The sequence below is a fragment of the Bradyrhizobium sp. AZCC 2176 genome, assembly GCF_036924645.1.
Taxonomy (GTDB): Bacteria; Pseudomonadota; Alphaproteobacteria; order Rhizobiales; family Xanthobacteraceae; genus Bradyrhizobium.
Genome location: NZ_JAZHRX010000001.1, coordinates 2,258,543 through 2,279,630 on the forward strand (window position 1 = coordinate 2,258,543; position 21,088 = coordinate 2,279,630).

14 protein-coding genes and 1 pseudogene are annotated in these 21,088 nt (G+C 58.5%); 11 read left to right on the forward strand and 4 right to left on the reverse strand.

All coding sequences use genetic code 11. The features are described 5' to 3' along the window. Positions 1-175: 175 nt before the first annotated feature. From V1288_RS10395 to V1288_RS10420, 6 genes and pseudogenes are all read left to right on the forward strand, one after another. Positions 176-616 (forward strand): annotated as a pseudogene (locus V1288_RS10395) (hypothetical protein); the annotation flags it as partial. Positions 617-628: 12 nt separating this feature from the next. Next, the gene (locus V1288_RS10400) at positions 629-1,357 is read left to right on the forward strand and encodes an SOS response-associated peptidase (RefSeq protein WP_334361272.1); all 729 of its coding nucleotides are present in this window, start codon (positions 629-631) and stop codon (positions 1,355-1,357) included. A gap of 486 nt (positions 1,358-1,843) precedes the next feature. Continuing rightward, positions 1,844-3,853, forward strand: a complete 2,010-nt coding sequence (gene zorA, locus V1288_RS10405; RefSeq protein ID WP_334356950.1) for an anti-phage ZorAB system protein ZorA — start codon at positions 1,844-1,846, stop codon at positions 3,851-3,853. Positions 3,854-3,858: 5 nt separating this feature from the next. After that, the gene (locus V1288_RS10410) at positions 3,859-4,848 is read left to right on the forward strand and encodes an OmpA/MotB family protein (protein ID WP_334356951.1); all 990 of its coding nucleotides are present in this window, start codon (positions 3,859-3,861) and stop codon (positions 4,846-4,848) included. Beyond that, positions 4,848-6,245: an EH signature domain-containing protein gene (locus V1288_RS10415; protein ID WP_334356952.1), complete on the forward strand. Its 1,398-nt coding sequence runs from the start codon at positions 4,848-4,850 to the stop codon at positions 6,243-6,245. The genes V1288_RS10410 and V1288_RS10415 overlap by 1 nt, the downstream gene beginning before the upstream one ends. Before the next feature lie 3 nt (positions 6,246-6,248). Beyond that, a complete protein-coding gene (locus V1288_RS10420) occupies positions 6,249-9,590 on the forward strand; it encodes an SNF2-related protein (RefSeq protein WP_334356953.1) in 3,342 nt (1,113 codons plus the stop codon). Positions 9,591-9,650: 60 nt separating this feature from the next. Here the strand turns inward: V1288_RS10420 and V1288_RS10425 are convergent, their stop codons facing one another. Together V1288_RS10425 and V1288_RS10430 are read right to left on the reverse strand one after the other, a co-directional pair. Continuing rightward, positions 9,651-10,904, reverse strand: a complete 1,254-nt coding sequence (locus V1288_RS10425) for a hypothetical protein (protein ID WP_334356954.1) — start codon at positions 10,902-10,904, stop codon at positions 9,651-9,653. A gap of 3 nt (positions 10,905-10,907) precedes the next feature. Further along, the gene (locus V1288_RS10430) at positions 10,908-11,180 is read right to left on the reverse strand and encodes a helix-turn-helix domain-containing protein (protein WP_334356955.1); all 273 of its coding nucleotides are present in this window, start codon (positions 11,178-11,180) and stop codon (positions 10,908-10,910) included. Between the two features lie 440 nt (positions 11,181-11,620). On the opposite strand from V1288_RS10430, the gene V1288_RS10435 reads away from it, so the two are divergent. The 5 genes from V1288_RS10435 to V1288_RS10455 all read left to right on the forward strand — a co-directional run bounded on the left by V1288_RS10435 (position 11,621) and on the right by V1288_RS10455 (position 15,665). Next, entirely contained in the window at positions 11,621-12,196 is a 576-nt protein-coding gene (locus V1288_RS10435; RefSeq protein WP_334356956.1) for a hypothetical protein, read from the forward strand. 198 nt (positions 12,197-12,394) lie between these two features. Next, positions 12,395-12,844, forward strand: a complete 450-nt coding sequence (locus tag V1288_RS10440; RefSeq protein WP_334356957.1) for a hypothetical protein — start codon at positions 12,395-12,397, stop codon at positions 12,842-12,844. Beyond that, the gene (locus V1288_RS10445) at positions 12,841-13,620 is read left to right on the forward strand and encodes a metallophosphoesterase (RefSeq protein ID WP_334356958.1); all 780 of its coding nucleotides are present in this window, start codon (positions 12,841-12,843) and stop codon (positions 13,618-13,620) included. The genes V1288_RS10440 and V1288_RS10445 overlap by 4 nt, the downstream gene beginning before the upstream one ends. A 96-nt stretch (positions 13,621-13,716) precedes the next feature. Next, a complete protein-coding gene (locus tag V1288_RS10450) occupies positions 13,717-14,100 on the forward strand; it encodes a DUF6634 family protein (protein WP_334356959.1) in 384 nt (127 codons plus the stop codon). Beyond that, on the forward strand, positions 14,097-15,665 hold the full coding sequence (locus V1288_RS10455) for an AAA family ATPase (protein WP_334356960.1): 1,569 nt from the start codon (positions 14,097-14,099) through the stop codon (positions 15,663-15,665). The genes V1288_RS10450 and V1288_RS10455 overlap by 4 nt, the downstream gene beginning before the upstream one ends. Before the next feature lie 1,117 nt (positions 15,666-16,782). On the opposite strand, the gene V1288_RS10460 is transcribed toward V1288_RS10455, so the two are convergent. Both V1288_RS10460 and V1288_RS10465 read right to left on the reverse strand, forming a co-directional pair. After that, the gene (locus tag V1288_RS10460; protein ID WP_334356961.1) at positions 16,783-19,323 is read right to left on the reverse strand and encodes a hypothetical protein; all 2,541 of its coding nucleotides are present in this window, start codon (positions 19,321-19,323) and stop codon (positions 16,783-16,785) included. Beyond that, positions 19,320-20,948: a hypothetical protein gene (locus tag V1288_RS10465; RefSeq protein WP_334356962.1), complete on the reverse strand. Its 1,629-nt coding sequence runs from the start codon at positions 20,946-20,948 to the stop codon at positions 19,320-19,322. Before V1288_RS10465 ends, V1288_RS10460 begins: the two co-directional genes overlap by 4 nt. Positions 20,949-21,088 lie beyond the last annotated feature (140 nt).

Genomic DNA, 21,088 nt, shown 5'->3' on the forward strand with positions numbered 1-21,088 from the left:
TCGTCGAGATCCAGAAGGTGGACGCAGTCCGGCTATACGGTGCGGACGCGGTCTGGAAGGATGTCGGTCGCAGAATGCTAGACAACACTTGCCAACAGCGCACGGGCCGCCACGAGGAGGACGGTTGCTGGCCGTCCTATGACGTACGCTAGTCGCCAGTAACCGGGCTGCGCCGGTGGCACCCAAACATCACCCGACACTATTGTCCGGGGGCGATCGAAAGGCCCTTCAGAAGGAGCTTGGCAAAGCGCGCGCCATGACGACGTTGCTTGCTACTCAGTCCCAAGAGGTTCGGGCCAAGGGCACAGCCCCGATCCGCCAGGCCGATCGGCTGCTGTGTGAAAGTTGGAACGAACGCATGTGGGCGGATGGTGAGCCTATCGACCCATCGCCATGCGTAGATCAGGCGATCAACGGTGGCTACCCGTGGCTTGAGATCGAATGCTCGCGCTGCAAGACGCGCCGGGACGTCGACTTGGTTGCGCTACACCACCCTCCGACGATGTTCGTCCACGACCTCGCCAGTCGGCTTCGCTGCAGCAAATGTGCTAAGGCCGGTCGACGCCCGTCCGCGACGCTATTGCAGCTAGCTAGCACAGCGCGCGCGTCACGCTCCGGAGACCTGATCGTGTGTAATCTCTATTCGATGACCAAAAACGTCGATGCGATCCGTCGGCTGTTCGGAGCGCTCAACAGCCGCGTCGGCAACCTTCCATCCATGCCGGGAATCTACCCCGATTATCCGGCGCCGATCATCCGCAACGCGTCCGATGGGCGTGAGGTCGTCATGGCGCGATGGGGCATGCCGTCATCGCAGCGCGCGCTGATGGACGCCACCAAGAAGCGGGCGCAGAAGCTGGAAGCCAAGGGCAAGCCTGTCGATTTCAAGGAGTTGTTCCGGATGGAGCCTGACAGCGGCACCACTAACATTCGCAATGTGAATAGTGCGCATTGGAAGCGATGGTTGGGGCCGGAGCACCGCTGCTTGGTTCCGTTCACATCGTTTTCCGAGTACGACACGATCGACGGCAAGAAGGTTCCGGTCTGGTTTGCCAGCAACGAGTCTCGGCCCCTTCTCGCTTTCGCCGGCCTCTGGACGAACTGGACATCTGTACGCAAGGCGAAGGAAGGCGAGATAACTGCTGACATCTTTGCGTTCCTCACGTGTGAGCCGAACCTCGAAGTGGGACGAGTCCATCCGAAAGCGATGCCAGTCATCCTCACGGCATCGGAAGAGTATGACGCATGGCTTCGCGGCCCATGGGATGAGGCTAAGGCACTGCAACGACCGCTGTCCGATGGCGCGCTGAAGGTCGTGGCCACTGGCGAGAAGGAAGATCCCGATGCGGCGACTTAGGCTTCTGAAAACGCGCGGAATGTACGAAGAATCTACCCCGCTTGTGCGCACCGGGACAAGCGAAGTCACCTTTGGTGGTCCACTAGTTTGCGCTGCACCCACCGGGGTGCCACATGCTCCTCCCGCAAAAATACGGGCACCAACCCTAGTCCCGATATGAGGCCGCTAGAGCAGGTCTAAATCATTGCCCTGTGGACAGATTTAGCTGTGGGACTATGGTCTAACTCGTCACTACCAGCCGAATTCACGTATAGGCTGCGCAGGTTGAAACGGCCCCCAAAATTGGCTGTCTCGACCTGCGAACCAGGGGCGGCCTTAGTTGCGCTAATCGACTTGCAGTTGCAGCAGGAACTGCCAAGATTATCGTGCGGGGGGCGACGCGCGCTGTTGGTGGAGCAGTTAATCGGCTCCCGACGCACGTTTCTTTGCGTGCGACGACTGCATGTCCGAGCCAATAGACCCAGGACATAGCACAACAGGAACGCAATGCCATTTTTCGAGCATTTCTCAAGCTTTCTGGAATTGGGCGCATGGACCTCTCAGCATGTCCGGCCGCTTTTCGATTTGTTTCGAGACGAAAACGTCGCGCCTGCCCTCGCACTTTCCATCCTTGTGAGCGCAATGATTTTTTGCATTGCGTTCTTACTCGACTCCACCTTGATACGCATTCGAGTAGGACGCCGAATACGGTTTGTACGAGGGATCAAAGACCGAGTTTCGTTCGCAGAACGACTGCCCGAAGTCGAGAAACTGATGCTCGGTTATCGATATCTTCGCCATTCGTGGCAAGAATTTCGTGAAACACTCATTGAACCGGATGCCGAAGAGGACACCCCGCAAGTAGTCCTTAACACGGACCGGCCACAGAACTACTTCAACACAGCGGAGGTAGGTCTACGATTTCCACTCTACCGCACCATGCCGAATCTTTTCGTCGGCGTTGGTTTATTGCTGACATTCTTCGGATTGGTCACAGCCCTCTTCTTCACGACAGACGCCATACGAGGTGCCGCTGATCTTACCGCAAGCCAGAATGCCCTCCGCGATTTGCTCTATGCGGCGTCATTCAAATTTTACACGTCCATAGCTGGACTGGCCGGCTCGATTCTCCTGACACTTGTCATAAGATACGGCATATCTGCCATTGAAAGAAGCTTTGATCGTCTCGCCTCCGCTCTCGAGGCAAAACTCGTTTTCGTAACCCCCGAATCCATCGCATTCAAACAATATCGGGAAACCTGCGAGCAAACGAAGACACTAAAACTTTTCAGTACCGAGGTCGCCATTAGCATCGGGAAGCGGATTGAAGAAGCTCTTGCAGCAACTTTGCCTGCCTATTTGGCCCAAGCCATGGCACCTATTGGGAAGAGCCTCGATGAGGTAGCAAGCAAGCTAACATCAATGAATGAGGGCGCCATTGGTGAGATGGCAGGTAACTTTGCTAACAGGCTGCAAGGCGCGACTGGCGATCACCTACAAGGCCTGGCCGGCACGCTGTCGGATCTGCGCGCTTCGCTCGAAGAGATGAACAGGAACATGAGGGAGAGCGGCGCTACGATGGTGGCTAGCGTTTCTCAGTCCTCACAGGAGATGCGGTCAATTGTGGAGACGATGATTTCCAGTCTCGATAGCGCCGCAAGTCGAATGTCAGCTAGCTCTGAGACGGCCAACACCCGCTTCAGCTCCGAGTTGACCGCAGCCAGCACGATTTTTGAACGAGCATCAACCCGCTTAGCCGCACAAATCGAAGAGACGGTGAACTCGATCAGCCGCGAACTCACGAGCCGTACTGCGTCAATCGGCGAACACGTCGCCGACGTTGCAATTAAGGCTGGTGAGGCTTCACGAGAGAAGCTCTCTAAGGCAGGTGACGAATTAACTAGTGTTCTGTCAGATGCCGCCAGCCGTCTGGCCGACGCAGTCAATCGCATGGAGCGCTCCTTCACTGGCACGGTCGATGAGATGTCAAAGATCGAGAGTGCTATTGGTCGGCACGTCCAATCTCTGAGCCAACTGACGACGGCCGCTCAAGCAACTGAGAGCGCAATGAGCAATAGCGCGAGGTCGATCGCCGAGGCCGGCGAGCCGCTTGCCGAAGGTTCGAGGCTAATTGCGGCCGCCTCCCAACAAATTCGTGACGCCACGGCCGGCTCTGAACGCAGCATATCTAGCGCCCAAGAAGAGATCCGAAAAATCAGCGATCTCTTACAGGTAACCCTTCGTACGACCACTGAGCAATGGGAAGGCTACGAGCGGCGTTTTAAAGGCGTCGACGACAGCTTGGGACTAATACTCGATAGAATAATCCGATCCGTACAAGAGAATCTAGAAGCGTTGCGGGGATTCGTCGAGAAGGTCGACGAAAAGTTGTCGGGAGCAGTCGATCGATTGGGAGGCGGAATCGATGAACTTGGTGAGTTCGCGCAGTCGATGGAGCATCTAACGGCAAATCTAAATAGCGCTCGCAACGCCCAAGACGGCACAGTGAGGAACTAAGGAAAATGGCAAACCGCCATTATGCCGATCACGCCGAGGAAGAGAGCTACTTTGCTTCAATGACCGACGTCTTCATCGGTCTTCTCTTCATTTTTATAATCATGCTCATGTTCTTCGCGATGAGATTTCAAGAGGCTACTCAGGAGCAGAAGGAGGTCAATCAAACCTTAGCCGATGCGACTGAGAAGCAGAAGGAAGTCACCAAGCAGCAAAAGGAGCTGATCGACGACCTGACCGCCTCGGAGGCTGCTCGAGATGAGCTTCTGCAGAATATCGGCAGCTTCCTTCAAAGCCGCGGTCTCAACGTCACGATCATCAAGGACGAAGGCATTCTGCGATTGCCGGAGGAAATGCTGTTTGCGAAATCGAACTGGGAACTGAGCGCCAAAGGGGTCGACGCGTCGAGAGTCGTTCGGAGCCTAGCCGAAGCCCTGGATCAGGTTCTTCCCTGCTATACGTCCGGCACCCGCTCCCGTGATGAAAGCTGTCCGAAGACACGATCGAAGATTGAGGCCATTTACATTGAGGGCCACGCGGATGCTGATGCCTACAGCGCCCGACGCCGGCCGGTCAATCCTCCAGGCCCAGTAACCAATGGTTCTCCGCCGACGCCAGGCGTCTTTTCGATCTTTCGACGCGATGCCCCTCCGGCTCCCGTCCCCGCAGCGCCTGCGGAAAGTCGTCCCTCCGCTGCTCTGCTGTCTGCTCCTCCAAGGGACAATTTGGATTTGTCTACCCTTAGAGCGACGAGCACGTTCAGAGAACTGATGAGAGTAAAACGAGAGCTAGGCCTCTACTTAAATCCGACCGGAAAGCCAGTGCTTAGCGTTTCCGGTTACGGAGAATATCGTCCGGTTACAGCTGAACCTGGGGAGAGCGCCGAAACCTTCAAGCAGCGGAATCGCCGTATTGATCTTCGAATTCTAATGGCGAGCCCCAGATCAGAAGACGCAAAACAGATCGAGCAACACCTCAATCACATTGAAAATAAATGATGAGCTTAAGTCAGCGAGTGGAGGAGCTTAAGGGAAATCGAACCATCGTTCGAGCCCCCCGTCTACCGGCACGCGCCCGCATTGAGAAAATTTATGAGCAATTATGCGATCGATACGCACAGGTGAGTCCACTCGATGGCGTCGATTATGTTGCTTTAATTGAAAGACTTCGATTAGCGGCGCACGCAAACGATCTATCGTCTCTCAGCTTACGGGACATGCGCCTTTCCGGCAGCTGCCTATTCGATGGCGACCCTAGGCTTGCAGATAATGCAAAATTCCTCGATCTGTATCTAGGTGCTCTACGGTCGATAAAGAGCCGGATCTCCATTAGGCGCCTAATCAATACTTATTGCGTACATTTCGATGAACGCCATCCGGGAATCCATCAGATTGGCGCCTTTCTGCGCGAGATGATTGCCACCATACCCGCAAGCGAAGGCTGGCCGTGGGTCGAACGGCATCGTCAGTACGGGCTCTTTAGTCCACTTCAGGCGTCTGCGCGTCTTTGCGAAGCAACAATGGACAGTCAGGATCCGCGCAAGGAATTGGAATTGGCGGGCCTTACTGGGCCATTGTCGTCCGGTGGCCTTGCCTCTTCCGCCTTTCTCCGTGCGCTCGCGATTACAGAGCGTCGACTTGCAAGCAATCCGTCATTACAGGAAGTCGCTCGTATTATTAGATGGGCAAAGGGCGACTCGAGCAGCTTACACTATTCCGCGCATAGAGGCGCAATTGCGAACGCTCTTCTCACGCCTTGGGAAGGTGGCGACCCCGAACCGTCGATCAAAGAGGCAATTCAAAGCTTCTTGATCGAAGGCTTGAGCGATCCCAGGATCGACAGAGGGGCGTGGCTCGGGGTCAATCAAGCGGCGCGGGACATAATTATCAGATGGCTGGCGCAGGCCACTTTGGAGCAATTCCTTAAGGTGGTTGATCGAGTTGCCGAGCGCCATCAGTGGGATTTCAGACGCTCCTTCTGGAGCGCCTACATCGAAAGAGGATACGTTGCCAATGCATGGGTTGCCTTCGGCAGCAACGGCGCACACGTCGCGCGGAAGATATCCGAGACAACAGCAGACCCGCTAATGAAGCGCTTTGCGACCCTAGCCGGCGCCGGACCCGACCAAGCAGTTCTGCTGCTGAGCATCGGAGAACTGATCGTAGCTGATTGGAGCCACAATGGTCGGCTCCGGATTTGGAAGCGCGGCAACGGCGCCGCTCCGCAGTTCAATGCACCGTCTTATATTGCAGTTGAGCTTCGGAAGGACTCTGACTTTGACATCGTTCACAATCCGCCGGACGGATGGCAGGGCAAGGCTGAGGGATATATCAGAAGGCACACTGGAATTAGGCTAGCTGAGCACGAATACCTACCACGCCGAAGGACGAGATGATTCATGGGACGTTTAGCGTTCCTATACGAGATCACGCACGTAGGGGGCATCGAACTTCGTTTACAAGAGAAGCCCTGGATCGGTCGTGGCGAGTTTGTACCCGTTGATGCTTGGGCCGATCGAATGGCCCATGAGTCATTTTCGGGGTTGTCTCGCGTGCTTGCGCTGGCTGATGACGCTGAAAGCCCGGTTGAGCGTCGCGGAGAAGCTCTCTTTCTGGACGACGAAACGATCGCATCCCTATCAGAACCGCAGGCTCTTGGTTTGGGGTTGCCCCCGTCATCTCGTCACGTACTGCAAGTCAACACACGCAATCTAATTACCGATATGGACTTCTCGGTCACTTACAGATGGGTCGATGAGACGAACAGACCTTGCCGAGCAGAGCGTCAGGGCGCATTCATTTCTGTCAGCAACGCACGCTATAGGTTGCCGCAACCTCTATTTTCTCTTCTCAAGTCCATCGACAACTTCGCAACAGCGGATACTCGCGATGATAGCATCCGCATGGAACGTCTCGCCGAACTGCAATCCTTATTGCCGCACGAGGCCGCCGATCAGCTAACTATAGACAGATATTTTTCAAGCTTTCGTATTGCTCATGCCTCAGCATTCTCGCTTAGCTTGAATGCCTCTAGGGGAGCGTTCAATTTTGATCCAATTCTATTCGGGCGACGAATACTTGATCGTACAGGACCCGAGGGGAGCCCGGCTTCGCCCGTAAGTGAGACGGAAAGTGTCCTTACCGAAAATCAGCAAGCGATTTTTGCCAAGGAACGCTTTCGATCAACCAGTGCTGTGAAGCCATCCTACTTGATAGAGCGCGGCGTCTTTCTCTACCTGGATCCCATGCTGCAAAGTGCGATGACTGTCGTCAGACGAATGCAGCAAGGGGACGCCGAAACTCGAAAGCGCTTCGTTCAAGCTCCTCAGCTATATCTCAAGGAGGCTCTCGCGAGCACGCTCGCCGAAGACGAGATAGAGCGCATCTTCGTCGAGACGGAGCAATATTCAGCTCGTATTACGGGAATAGGAGTTTGGACGCCGCCTGTGATTCCATGGATCAAGCGCGAGCCTAACTCCTGGCTTCCGGAGCGTTTTGGCCTTCAGGTCGGCGGGGTGTACTTAGAGCTTAAGCCGGACGACGTAGCGCCCCTCCGGGACGCGATCACGACTGCGAAGCAAAAAGGCGAAGAGTACGTAGAATTCGGCGAGCAGAAGATCCGCGTCCCCACAAGCGAGGAGACTGAAAGATCACTGGCCGAACTCATGGGAGCCATCAGTCCCTCACCAGCACTCACGCCAATCGCTTCACCCACTACGCCCGAACCAAACGAACCCCTCCGCGAGGATAGACATGTCCTTCTCGTCGAAGAGAACTTCGATAGTCTTGGATTTACCAAGAAGGCAACACCGCGAGGCGGCCCTGCTCTAGGAACGCCGACCGCGCTGCGTCCAAGCTTGATGAAGCATCAGAGTATCGGCCTTCAGTGGATCCAGCAGAATTGGCTCAACGGACGCGCAGGCGTACTACTTGCCGACGATATGGGCTTGGGGAAGACGCTCCAAGCTCTGTCTTTTCTTTCATGGTTGAAGGAGAGCCGGCAACGCTCGGGGCTAAAGCGCCCAGTCATCATTGTCGCACCCACTGGTCTCTTAGCAAACTGGGGAAAGGAGCACGATCAACACTTGCATGAACCCGGTCTCGGAGAAATCTGCCGAGCTTACGGACGACATCTTCAAGTCTTGAAAATTCCGAGCGAACGCGAGGTGGACCGAGGAGGGCCGGCTCTTGACCATCGCCGCATGCAGCAAGCTGACTGGGTCTTGACAACTTATGAAACGTTGCGGGACCATCACCTCAGCTTTGCTTCAATTCCCTTTGCTTGTGCGGTCTTCGACGAGATGCAGAAGGTCAAATCACCTTCGTCTTTGTTGACACGAGCGGCGAAAACGCTGAATGCGGACTTTATCCTCGGCCTGACTGGAACGCCTATCGAGAACGAGCTCTCGGACCTCTGGTGCATTGTAGATATCATAACCCCGGGCTTTCTCGGCGACTTGAAGGAATTCAGTAAGAAATACTTGGCTGACGACGATGCTGCTATGGTGGCGCTCCACAACGCGCTCTTATCCGGCCAGCCTGGCGCGCCGTCCGCAATGTTGAGACGTCTAAAGTCCGAGGAATTGGACGGTCTTCCCACGAAGCAAATTCATATTAGGCGGCGCAACATGCCTTCGGATCAGGCACGCATTTATGCGAACCTTGTGAGTCGCGCTAAGGATCCGGCTTCAGGACCAATGCTGGAGACACTTCACATGCTTCGAGGCGTCTCTTTGCACCCCATCTGGCCGCCAGCGGGTGAGATCAAGGACCCACGAGCCTTCATTGAACAGTCTGCCAGATTGACCGAGACATTCGCGATCCTCGATGAGATCGCGTCGCGAAAGGAGAAAGCTCTTATTTTTTTAGAGAGTCTCGATCTTCAGGAGCATTTGGCTCTCATGATAAAGACCCGGTACGGTCTCCAAAAGCGACCAATGCAGATCAACGGCGAAGTCGCTGGTGACAAGCGACAAGCGCTGGTCGATCAATTCCAACAACATCGTGGCGCATTTGATGTGATGATCCTATCGCCTCGAGCTGGTGGTGTTGGATTAACCCTAACCTCGGCCAATCACGTAATTCACTTGTCGCGCTGGTGGAACCCAGCGGTTGAGGATCAGTGTACCGACCGGGTCTATCGGATCGGCCAAGATAGAACGGTGCACGTCTATTATCCCATGGCGATCCATCCCGCTTATGGCGAGAGCAGTTTTGATGCACTGCTAAACACGTTGCTTATAAGGAAGCGCGACCTGTCGGCGCGCATGTTTGTTCCACCCGTAAATGCCAAGCGTGATCAAGATTGGTTTGCGGAGAACCTTGGCCGGATGTCCCCCAATATCGATCTCAGTCCTATAGATATAGACGAAGTCGATTCCATGGAGCCCATCGCATTCGAACGGTGGGTGCTAGCTCGTTGCATCTCACTCGGGTGGGAGGCATCTCGCACACCGAAATCGTACGATGGAGGAGCAGACGGCGTTCTGGTGCATAGGGCCTCCGGTGCCCGTGCGATCGTTCAATGCAAGCACACACAGGTACAGAACGCCCCGAGCGGCTCAGAAGCGATTGACGATCTCTTGCGGTCACGCGCACACTATCCGGGAGACGCGCGGCTGTTCGTTGTGTCAAACGCCGCTCGCTTTTCACGCTCGACTATCGAACGTGCGGAGAGATTCAAAATTGAGCTGGTGGGGCGGACGGAACTTCTCGAATGGCCACGACAACTGCTCTCCTAACGAGCTTGATGTGCATCGCCATGTTTTGCCCTGCGGGGAGACCGCCTTTCAGGGAATAAGCTATGTTATCAGCTCCGAATATTCTTGAACGAGAGTACCCTGCGCATTTGCTGATGACTCCTCGAAGGCTCGCGTGACCTTTTGCATCTCATCGATCATAAAATCGATGAGCTTGGCATCATGAATGCCCAGGTCACGCAGGCGAAACAGGATCTGTAGAGATTTCTGAACCCAGAGTAGCGCTAGCATGATGGTAGTTCGCTTGCGGCCGTCCTTGCTCGCGACCTTCGTCGGACCGAGTCCGACAACATACTTCATGCAAAGCACATATAGCCTCACCATCAAGTCTGCGTCAGAGTTTGCGGCTGCGCGACCGAACTTGAGCCGCTTCCTCGGATTGGAAAAGTACTTGAATTCACCCTCAGCATTCGAAATGAGCTGAGTTTGAAAGACTCGATTGAGGTGAGTGGGTTTGCTGAGGCGAGGAATATGTCTTAGTCGTCCGATTGTTCTCTGGTTCAAATATGTTTCCCAACGTCCATCAAAGAGGGAAGCTTCTCCAGGCCAGAACGCCGCTTGGGCTATTATCGTCGCGCCAGAAACATTGAATTCGCCCCAGTCCTGGCTGAGTTGGTAGTTTCCACCGCGGACATCGGCGAGCACTGTGTTGAAATCGCCCTCGGCAAAGTACAGTTCATCGGCATAGGGCATGCCTGCAAAGCGGGAGATAAACACATCGAACGACATCGAGATGATGCGGACGTTGTTCACTCGAAGATACATGCCGAACTGACTTGTCCGGAATACATTGTTGTCCAAACCGCCAAACCCGAAACCCTTAGTATTGTCTTTGGGGTCTACGCTAATGATTGCAATGCGATCCTTGCTGCCAAGACGCTGATCAATTCGAAATTTGGGTTGGAAGAACTCCTTGTGGAGGGTGTTGAATGCGAGCCATAGCCCGATTCGGATTTTGTCGAGCCAGTCCAGCAGATGATAGCATTGCGATACTTGGAGCGATCTTCCGCCGAAGAGAGCGTCCATGGCAGTCTTGGCTCTAGCCTCCAGCTTCGTGCCATACGATTCGTTGCAGGGCCTGCACGCTGGGAAGTGAAAGGTAGATGCCGGGCGAATGATATCGATGCCGGAAGTCGGGTCAGTCTCGATCTTGATGAGCCTGTTTGGGTCGCCTGTCGCCCTGAGCATCCACATTGGCAGGACATGCTCTTTTGATCGATCCGCTTTTCCCGAGGGCTTGCCGCAGAACACGCAATTCGACCAGCCCGGATCGCTTCCCCATGATTTTCGCGTCATAGTCTAATCGGCTTTTCTTCTTCTCACGCCCTCCCCCGTTGCTTCGCCAGGGAAAATGAATTCGACACCTTCCGCTTCAAATGTCTCTTGAAGAGTGTCCAGAACCCGGAGGCGGCGAGGGTCGCGGGAAGAGCCAGCATCTTCTTCCACTTTCGACACCGTCCGCTGGTTCAGCTTCGCTTTCTCTGCGAGATCCGCCTGGCTGAGACCCAATAGACCTCGCGCGGCCCGGATCATGGCCGGCGAAATTAGGTCGCGCTCTGGCGTATCGGTCAAAGTGGCCCATGCCTTGGGATGATTCCACGTTAACCATACACCAACTTCGTTCCGATTTTAGCACAAAGCTGTGGAAAACTTCGGCACTTCGTGCTATTTTATGATCGAAGTGTATCGGAGTGTTAATTGAGTTACCGAGCTTACATTGCGAGTAATGCGTGGCGAAACAATCCCGCACGCCTGAAGGTGCTCGCAGACGCTGACGGCCATTGCCGTCTTTGCCACGCGAAGTCCACGCTGGAAGTCCATCACTCGAACTACGAGCGCCTTGGCTGTGAGCGGGAAACCGACCTGATCGCCTTGTGCAGGCCATGCCATCGCGAAGTGACGAACTTCCTGCGAGCCCGGCGCTATGCCGCCACGACGCCGCGGCGCGCAGATGTCCAGCGATTGCGCGACCCTCGCACTCCTCAAACCGATCCGACGACGGGAGCATCGTGATGAATCGCGAAAGCATGCGTCTCCGCATCACTGGCACCAAAAGGTTGATCATGCACAGTGGGCGTTTGGCGGATCCGCTCGACCCGATCACGCAGGACCTGGCGCGATTGACCGCAAAGAGGCCCAAGACCATTGCGGACCACAAGCAGATTAGCAAAGTTGAATGGTTTGGTGGCCTTTGGTTGCACAACGGTGCGCCATGTATTCCAGCAGAAGCCCTTGCAGCAGCCTTCGTCGGCGGTGCCAAAGCTCTCAAACGCGGTCCGCAGGCTGCGGCCGGCATTGCCGTCGAGCACGATGGTGTTCTTTCCTATGACGGCCCCACCGACGTCGATCAGCTCTGGGAGACTGGCAGGTTCGTTTTCCGATGCGCCGTGAAGGTGGGGATCAATGCCAAAACGATGCGCACGCGCCCGTGCTTCAACGAGTGGCAAGCGGATCTCACGGTCAACTATTTCCCTTCAATCATTGACGGCGAGCACGTGATCCAAGCCCTCGCCATGGCCGGCATCCGTCGTGGACTCGGGGATTGGCGCCCTCAGAACGGCACCTTCGAAGTGAAGAAGCTCGAGTAATATTACCGATTGGGCGGGGCGTGGTCCGGCGAGGCATCGCGTGGCCCGGCGTGGCAAGGGTGAAACGACGGCGTGAGCCGCGTTTCCAGATTGTGGGGATGTCGGCGTAGCCGATGTCTCCACTCCAAATCAATCAGAGGAGCACAGCGTGCGGAGACGCTTCCACGCGAACGGTAGAACATTGCCGTAGGAGTACCAATGGCGAGAAAGCCGAAGACCAAGATCAGGCATGGACGCCCAATGACGACGCCAATCCCTCTGCCGTCGCATCCCTTGGAATGGTGGCGCACCGAGCATGCCGAATTTTTCAACGGCGCAGCTGTGGTGGCTATGCGTAATGCCCTGGCAACGGTCGTCGTTCTTGGCGAATCGGGGTGGCGAGCGGCGGCTGCCGGAGACGCACCGGCCGCCATTGGTCTCGCCTTACGGTTGAACCCTCAGCGCTCGACCGGGAACGCATACGATCTCATCATGACGGCGCTGGCCGCATGCGCGGCAGACGGAAGCGACGGAGCTGCGCTCGTGCTCTCGCATCTGATGCGCAAGATGCCGAACGCGAGCAACACCCACGGGGCGATTGCAACGAGCTGGTTGCTGCGTTCCTTCGCGCAAGTTACCCGCCGTAGTGATCTGGGAGAACCTCTGTGAGGCTCCAGATCATGTCGGACCTCCACACCGGCCGCCCAAGAAATCGGCCGCCGCCGCCTCTTGTGGATGGCGTCGATGTGGTCGTTGTAGCAGGCGACACCCGGGAGGGCCTGGTGGAGTCAGTCGAGTTGCTGCGCGAAGCCTATCCCAGCCCCGTCACACTCGTCGTAGTGGCGGGCAATCATGAATTTTACTCGCGTGTCTATCGCACCGAGCTTGCAGCAGGACGCAAGCGTGCGAACGAACTCGGCGTTCATCTGCTTGAGAACGATAGCGTTCAGATCGGCGCGGCCCGGTTCGTGGGCGCGACGCTGTGGACCGACTACGAGCTCTTTGGGCCGGGACTTCGCCAGCCTGCGATGCGCGCTGCCTATGACACCAAGCGCGATCACAAGAAAATTAAATGGAATCGCGACCCATGGCAGAGGTTTCGCCCTCAGGAGGCGAGCCTGCTTCATCAACGTTCCCGACAGTTCATCAACCGTGAGCTATGTCAGCATCATGCAGGCGTCACAGTCCTTGTCACGCATCATCCGACCATCATGGAGGCGATAGATCCTCGGGACGAGCGCAGTCTTCTCGCCGCGGCTTACGCATCGAACTTCTCGACGACTTGGCCGATCGATCTGGCTCCCGATGTTGCCATTTCAGGACACACACATCACGCGATCGATTTTCGCCGTGGCAAGACGCGCTTCATCAGCAATCCACGCGGATATCCGGGAGAAGCCGCGCATTTCAATCCCGCGTTCACTCTGGATTTGCCGAATGACTGACGAATACGATCCATCCCGCATGGCCGGGGGACCCAACGGCTACGAGCCTGAGCCAGCTTTCGCCCAGGCAGTATTCTTTTCTCATTCGGTGCATTCATGCTGACGCGTTCGTTTCCCTTTCTCGATCCAGCCGACATCTCGCTCGATCTCTCCCGCCGGTTTCACCTCCTCGCCGACGACTGCGAGCGGCTGCGGCTCAACCGGAACGTTTCGGCGAGACTTCTGGACAGGGCTCCGCTCCTGCGGGACTGGGTGCCCGTCGCAACGCCGGCAGGCTTGCACTTGGTCGGGCGCGTGGTGGGGCACCCGGTTCTCGGTGATCGCAGGGTGATGACGTCACCGCTCTGGTGGGCGGATCCTGATGGCGAATGGGTTCGCACATTGTCGCGGTTTTACCGGCTGGGATCTCCGGCGGATGCGAACGACATTGGCCGCCTGTTCGATTCGTCTGAAGCCGCCGGTTCGGAGGACGAGGCATGACCGCTACGGGTGACACCGATGATATCGACCTCCCCGCTGCCGAGGACGATGCGGCATCGACCGGTGCTGCCGCCGACTCGTCCGATCTGGACAAGCGCCTGCAGGCGCTGCCCCGCCTGCTGCGCTATGCGATGCTCGTTAATCGAGGCGCGCCGCATATCGAGGAGCGGCTGGTTGCCGAAATCAGCCAGCTCTGCCCCGGCCTGCCGCAGACAGTAGCTTGGGCGGTAACATGGAGCGCTGACAACGGGCTTCTACTCGCGGCTGAGCTCGACCGGCGAGCCGTCAGCCAGGACGAGCCCGTCCTGCGCAGCCTCTCGGATTGCGTTCGACTGCTGTGCCTTCCTTTACCACATAGCGCGGACTTGTTTGACGACTATCGCCGGGTCGGGAAGGCGCTGGTCGAAGCGTTCCGAAATGTCTACCGCGAGACTGAGGAAGAGCTGCGCTGCGATCTCGAAGAATTCACCTATGGCTGGGCGGCCTTGCCCGCCTGCAGCGATCTCGTTTCAAAACATGTCGGCGCTGCTGAAAACGCAACGAGACTCGGTACCCTCATGGCAGAGCTCCGGGTCGCTGCCGCCAAGGCGGCGATACGCCGCAAGCTGAAGGAAGAGGAGGCGGAGCGCCGGAAGCTGCAGGAAGCCGAGACCGCGGCCACAACCCAGCAGCAGGAGCTTCCTGCGGAGCCCGCTCCGGACCATGGCGTCGTCGTGGCGCGCCTCCCGGCGGAGGAGATGAAGAACAGCAAGCTCAAGGACATCCTCGGACCGTTGAAGTCCGTCATCAACGTCGCCTTGCCACTTATCGAGGCGCCGCCGCTGCACGAGGTGCGCAATGCGCTTCTGTTTGAATTCCCATACGCTCTTGACGTCACCGATTTCGCTCTCGCCGATCTCGTCGGCCGGACCACCGTTCATCTGCGGCCGCTGCTGCTCGTCGGCGATCCCGGCGGTGGGAAGAGTCGATTCGCTCGGCGCCTGGGCGAGCTGCTCCGCGTCAACGTCTGGCGCACCGATGCGAGCCGCTCTGATGGCGCGGTGTTCGGCGGCACCGACCGCCGCTGGTACTCGGCCGAGCCTTGCCACGCGTTTCTGGCGGTGGCCCAAGGCAAGATCGCCAATCCGCTGATTTTGCTTGATGAACTGGAGAAGGCCCCGACCCGGTCCGACTACGGACGCCTCTGGGACTGTTTGCTCGGCTTCCTCGAGCCGGAGACCAACGCGCGCTATCCGGATCCGGCGCTGCAGACCAATCTGGACCTTTCCCATGTCAGTTACGTCGCGACCGCGAATAGTTTGGATCCCCTGCCCCTGCAGATCCGCGACAGGTTTCGCATCGTGAGGTTTCCGAAGCCGAAGCCGGACGATCTCGACGCTCTCTTGCCAGGCGTGATCGCCGACCTTACCCGCGAACGGAGCGTCAACGAACGATGGGTGCAGCCGCTCGACGGCGTCGAGCGCCGGATGATTGCCGAGCATTGGCAAGGCGGGTCTGTGCGTCAATTGCGACGCGTCGTTGAGGCTATCCTTAGGGAGAGAGAAATCCGTTCGATCAGGCACTGATGTGCCGAGGCCAATTAACCATCTTCGACGTGCAAAACTGAGTATGCCTCGATCGCTATTCTGACGGGTGCCGAGGAACTGCCATGACGAGAAAAACGCCGGTGCAAAGCGCGCGCGTGGAAGCCCGTCCCACCCCCGAATCCTGGGACATGGACGAACTCATGACTCTCAAGGAGGCCGTGGATCTCCACTGGCCTCAGGGGCCGATCACTGTCGCGACGCTACGCACCGCCATCCGGGACGGTCAACTTGCGGTTTGCGCGATAGCCGGGAAGTTCTTCCTGACGCGCCGCCTACTGCTCGGCCTGTCCACCGGCCGCGTTTTACCTCGCTCGCGGGAGGCGAGAGCGTCAGATCGGCTTCAAGGCGGCATGACGGAGAACGAGGCCCGGGCCGTCGCTGGACTGCCACCGCGGTAAAGCTGCCGGCACAGCAGCGCTCCCATCCAAAGAGAAGAAACCCGCCGAGACGGTTCAACGACTCGTCCGGCCGGCGAACAACAGCCCTCCGCCTCGCAGTCTCCATCATCGAAACGGTCGCTCGCCTCTCCGGACGGTAATTACTGCCGTCGACACATTCTCGGGACCTGTTTGGTTGGACCATCACCGAAGAAGGCGGCCAGTCGCCTCAATCTACGAGACCGACGCGACGGCGCCTCGCGAACGCGAGGCGTATCCCTTGGCTCGACAGAGGTCGAACACTATCGGTCCATTTCTATGCGGACTCATTCGGCGCTGTGCGCGTGAATTAGTCGGCAATTGATCGGAAAGCCGTCGGCCAAAAAGCCAGCAATACATTGACACGACTGAAAAAAGGTCCAACCCAAATTTGCTCAAGCTCTCCTCGCTGAAATACGGTCCTATTGATTCCAATGCATTTTCATGCGGCCGTATGTGGTCTCAGCAAGCCCTAAACCGGCAAATATCGCCCAAATTGTCGGAAATTGATTGGCTCGAAAAAAATTCGAGTAGTATCAGGATACTACCTGTAAGTCGTTTTCAGGATGTCCGACTAGCCTATTCCTCCATCCCTTCGCCGCGAGAGGCAACACCATATACGTCGGCTTAGGTCATCCGCACGCGCGATCACTTGGCCGTTGGTCGGCAAGGCCGCGGCCTCAGCGGGACGAGCCCGAGGACCGTTTGGGGCTTTGCGGCACGATGCCGCGGCTCTTCAAGAATGATCGCAACGTCTGCGCCGGCATCGCGATGCCGAGCTCGTTCTTTAACCATGCAAGCGTGTCGCCGAATGCGGCGTTGGGATTGGCCTCAATCCAGGTCAGCAGCGCCGGCCCGTAAGATGCCTTAGGCCCTCCCTTACTGCGTCGCAGTTTGATGCCGCGGCGCTGCAAGAACGTTCGCAGTGCCTCCGGATTCGGAGCGGCCGTCCCCAGTTCTCCCGCCAGCCACGCAATCACCTGGTCGAATTGAGCATCAGGATTCTCGCCTATCCACGCCAACAGCTTGGTCTCGTACGAAACCTTGGGCCCGGGCCTGCGAGCACGTAGCTTTAGGCCGTTTCTCCTCGCGAACGCCCACAGCGTATTGGGCTCCACCGACATGCCGAGTTTGTCCTTCAGCCACGTGAGAGCCTCGTCTATCTCGGCATCGGGATTCCGCTCGGCCCAAGCCAGCAATGCCGCCCCGTAGGGCGCCTTAATGTTACTCTTGCTGGAACGCAGCGTAATACCGTGCCTCTTCAGGAAGGAACGCAGCGTCATGGCGGGCATCGCGACGCCGAGCTCGTCCTTGAGCCAAGCGAGCCCGTCACCGAAACTGGCGTTGGGATTGACCTCAATCCAGGTCAGCAATGCCGGCCCGTACGAAGCCTTGGGCCCTCCCTTATCAGGACACAACCTAATACTGCGATTTCTCAGAAACGAACCCAGGGTCTTGCGATTCAGCGCGATGCCGAGTTCATCCTTCAACCACGCGAGCGCCTCTACATTCGTGGCGCCAGGATTCGCCTCGATCCAAGCCAGCAACTCCCGCTCATATGGCGCCTTGGGCCCTTGTTTGCCCGGACGCAGCCTAATGCTGCGACTCCTCAGGAACGCCCGTAAAGTCTCTGGAGCCACCGACATGCCGGCATCGCCGTTCAACCAAGCGAGTGCCTCACCGAATTCTGCGTCGGGGTTCGCCTTGATCCAGGCGAGCACTTGCCGCTCGTATGGCGCCGGTTTTCCCTTTGGCCGGTTGCGAACCTTGAGGCTTCGTCTGCGCAGAAAGCCGCGCACCGCCTCGATGTCGACGGCCATCTTCAACTCACGCTCGATCCAGACGACCACCTCGGCGATGTCGGCATCGGGATTTGCGCGTATGTACGCCTCCAGGCGCTCGGCTTTTTCCCCCACGAGTTTGAAGAGCGTGGCGAAGCGCAATCCACGGCTCCTGGCGAAGCTATAGAGTACGCCCCTTGAAAGGTCGCGCCGGAGGGTGTTTTTCGCCCAGGACTGGGCGTCGACGATAGTCTGCTCCGGATGGTTGCGGATGTGGGCCTCGACCCGCTTCGGATCGCGACCGTTGCGCAGCGCGCCTATCGGATGCGCGAGCTTGACCCCTTTGCGGCGTGCAATGTCGGTCAGACGATTATTGTTCGTCCGGACGCCCAGGCGCGCAGCCATCCAAGATACGTGTTCGGAGGCGGTCTTGTGCGGATGGCGGCGCGCATGCGCGACAAAGGCAGCCTGATACGTTCGCGGCCCCATCCCGAGGCGTTGGCTGCTGTAGCCAGCGCGACGCGCCTTCAACAGTCTGCCCACCGACGTGACGGGAATTCCGTAATGGGCGGCGATCTCGAACTCGTGGCGTCCGGCCGCCGTCGCCGCGAAGACGGCTTCAGCTAGTTCCGGCGGGTAGCAACACTTGCCCCGCCCCCCTTTGGCCGCTTCAATTTCGGCGAGGGTTTCCGGACGAAGCTTCCGGAATGCGCGATCCGGATAGGCGCGCTCAAGCGGCCGTACATGCTGAAGGATGTCCCGCGTGAGCCGTGCCAGTGGATGACCAGCGCGTTCGACCGCTTTGCGCATTTGCGCCAGGGTTGGCTCGCCCACGCCGCCGAGTGCACGGGCCCGCCGCATCTCGGCGAGGCGGCGCGCCAGAAAGGCCTCGGCCAGCGGGTCGCCGCATTTCGATGCGCAGTCCTCGAAGAAGAACAGTATCTGCGTGGTCAGCTGGCCGCTGCCCAAGCCGACTCTACCGCTGAGGTTCTTGAACCTCGACAGCACATCCTTCCCGTTCATGGGCGTTCCATCCCTGCGCACGAACAGACGGTTGCACCCGGGGGCCGGCGCGATGCGGCCCACGACGCGCGCGAGGACCATCCTGGCTACTTCCGGCACCCAGACACGTCGGCGGTAGTCGCCGCGGCCGAGCCAGATGCCGTTATCGGCCGGAAGGGCGGGATCGAGGTTAGCGCCCGGCGGCACATTCTTAACTGCGATGTCCGCGGTCTCGATGAGCGGTATCTCCTCGGGCCAAGCGCCGCAGCAGACGATAAGGGCGGCGATGCCAGCGAACTGGAGCTCGTAGGGGTCGTCCGGCCAGCGCGTTCGATAAATCCGCTCGTCGAAGAGATCGAGCAGATCGCCTGCGCCGGGCCCACTGCCGTCCCGCAGGCCGGTCGCCGCCGGCCCGTAGAACGGGATCCGACGCGTCATGGCGTCGCCGCGAACTTCGCGGCGACGTCGTCGAACGGTGCCGACGCGTAAGCAATGCTGCCGGCGTCGGCAGCGGGTACCTCGGCGAGATCGTCCATCCGCAGACGGTGGGCCGCCAAGCCCCTGTTGGCCGCGCGCAACGCGGCGAGCGCCTCCTCGGCCTCGGCCATGGCGTCGGCCGGCGCCTCGGCACACTCTTCCTGCAGACGTTTGGCCTTCAGACGCGCGATCGCGCGGGCGTAGAACCGCACGCGGTCGCTGTCTTCTGGCATAGTGTATTCAACATCCCGGAGTGCCCGCGCTTTCTGCTTCGAGTTCGCCTCGCGCAACGCCTGCGCCTCGCTTCTGGCGGCGCGCTCGTTCCAGTCAGTGTAGGACTTCAACAGGATTTCGGCTGTCATGCCGATCATGTGCGTCGCCGTCGCCAACGACCAGCACTGGAGATGCGCCTCCTCTACCGCAGTCCGGCGCAGCGAATGCTCGGTGTAATTCGCCGGCAGCCCCGCGTCCTTGACCACGCTCGCGAGCGAGAGCGACGAATAATGCTTGTCATTCTTCTTCCGGATGAGATAGCGCTGCTTCTTCCGCACGGTGCCGTTCTCCCGGTCGCGCTGGGTGACGCGCTTGGACTGGCCGTCCTCCTTCTTCCAGATGCGGAGCAGGCATCGCAGCCGGTCTGGAACGAGGCTAGACGGACGCGACTTGTTGGTCTCGACCTCCTCAGTGCCGCGCCGGTGGAACATGCCCGCGCCGTCGTCGTCGACCTCCACACACGTCGTGTGGGGAGCCAAGCCCCACACCACACCCAACAGATCCTGCTCGCGAGCACCGGTGCGCACGCCGAGCCGGATGAAGCGCGATTTGCCCTTGCGCGCGGCGATGATCCATGCCGGACGAACGACGCGCGTCGTCCGCGTGACGCCGTTCGCGTCGACGTACGTCCGGGTCTTCCACTTGCCCGTCTTGCGGTCCTTGACCCAGCCGCGGCACGCCAGCAGCAGCGCGGCCTGCTCCGAACGCCGGAAGAACGGGCCCGGCGGGATCTGCTCGCCCTCTGGAATCTTGATGTCCGGATACCAGCCCATGTTCTCGTCGCGGGCGAAGTCCTGGGTGAAGCTCTTAAGCGCGCGCAGCAGCACGTTGGCGCCGTTCGCGGCCGATCCGCGACGATCGGGATTCCGAAGGTAGGCGGCCGACCGACAGCCGACGTACCAAGTCTGAAACTCGTCCGAGTCGCCGGGACGGTAATCGATCAGCTTCATTTTGCCGAAGTGCTGCAGCCACCAGACCGATTGCCTCTGCGCCGTGGCGAAGGCGGCCAGCTTCCGCGGCGTATTCGCGTTACGCTTCAGGCGGGCCAAGCCGCTTGCGATTATCTCCGCAAACGTGATCTGCCCTGGAGCCTCCCGCGCCTTGCGGCCGAGCCGGACGTCGCGGCAGAACTCCTGATACTTGTCGTCCGCCTCCTCCTTTTGGTCCTGATTGCAGCCGGTCGAGTAGTCCTTTTTGTAATGGTAGATGTAGTACGTGCCGTACGGCGCGTCCTTGGGCCAACCCTTCGGCGCCTTCGCCTTCTTGAGATACAGACGCGGCTTGCGGACTTTGGGGCCGCGCGGCTCGCGCACGAAGCCGTCGAGCAGCTTCGGCGCCTGCTTACCCCTCCTCCGTCCTCCCTTCCAATATTGATTATTCGACATCGAACCTAACCTCGCCCGCGCCCATTGCTGCGATGGCTTGGCGATCGCCGCTGAACTCGAGGTCACAG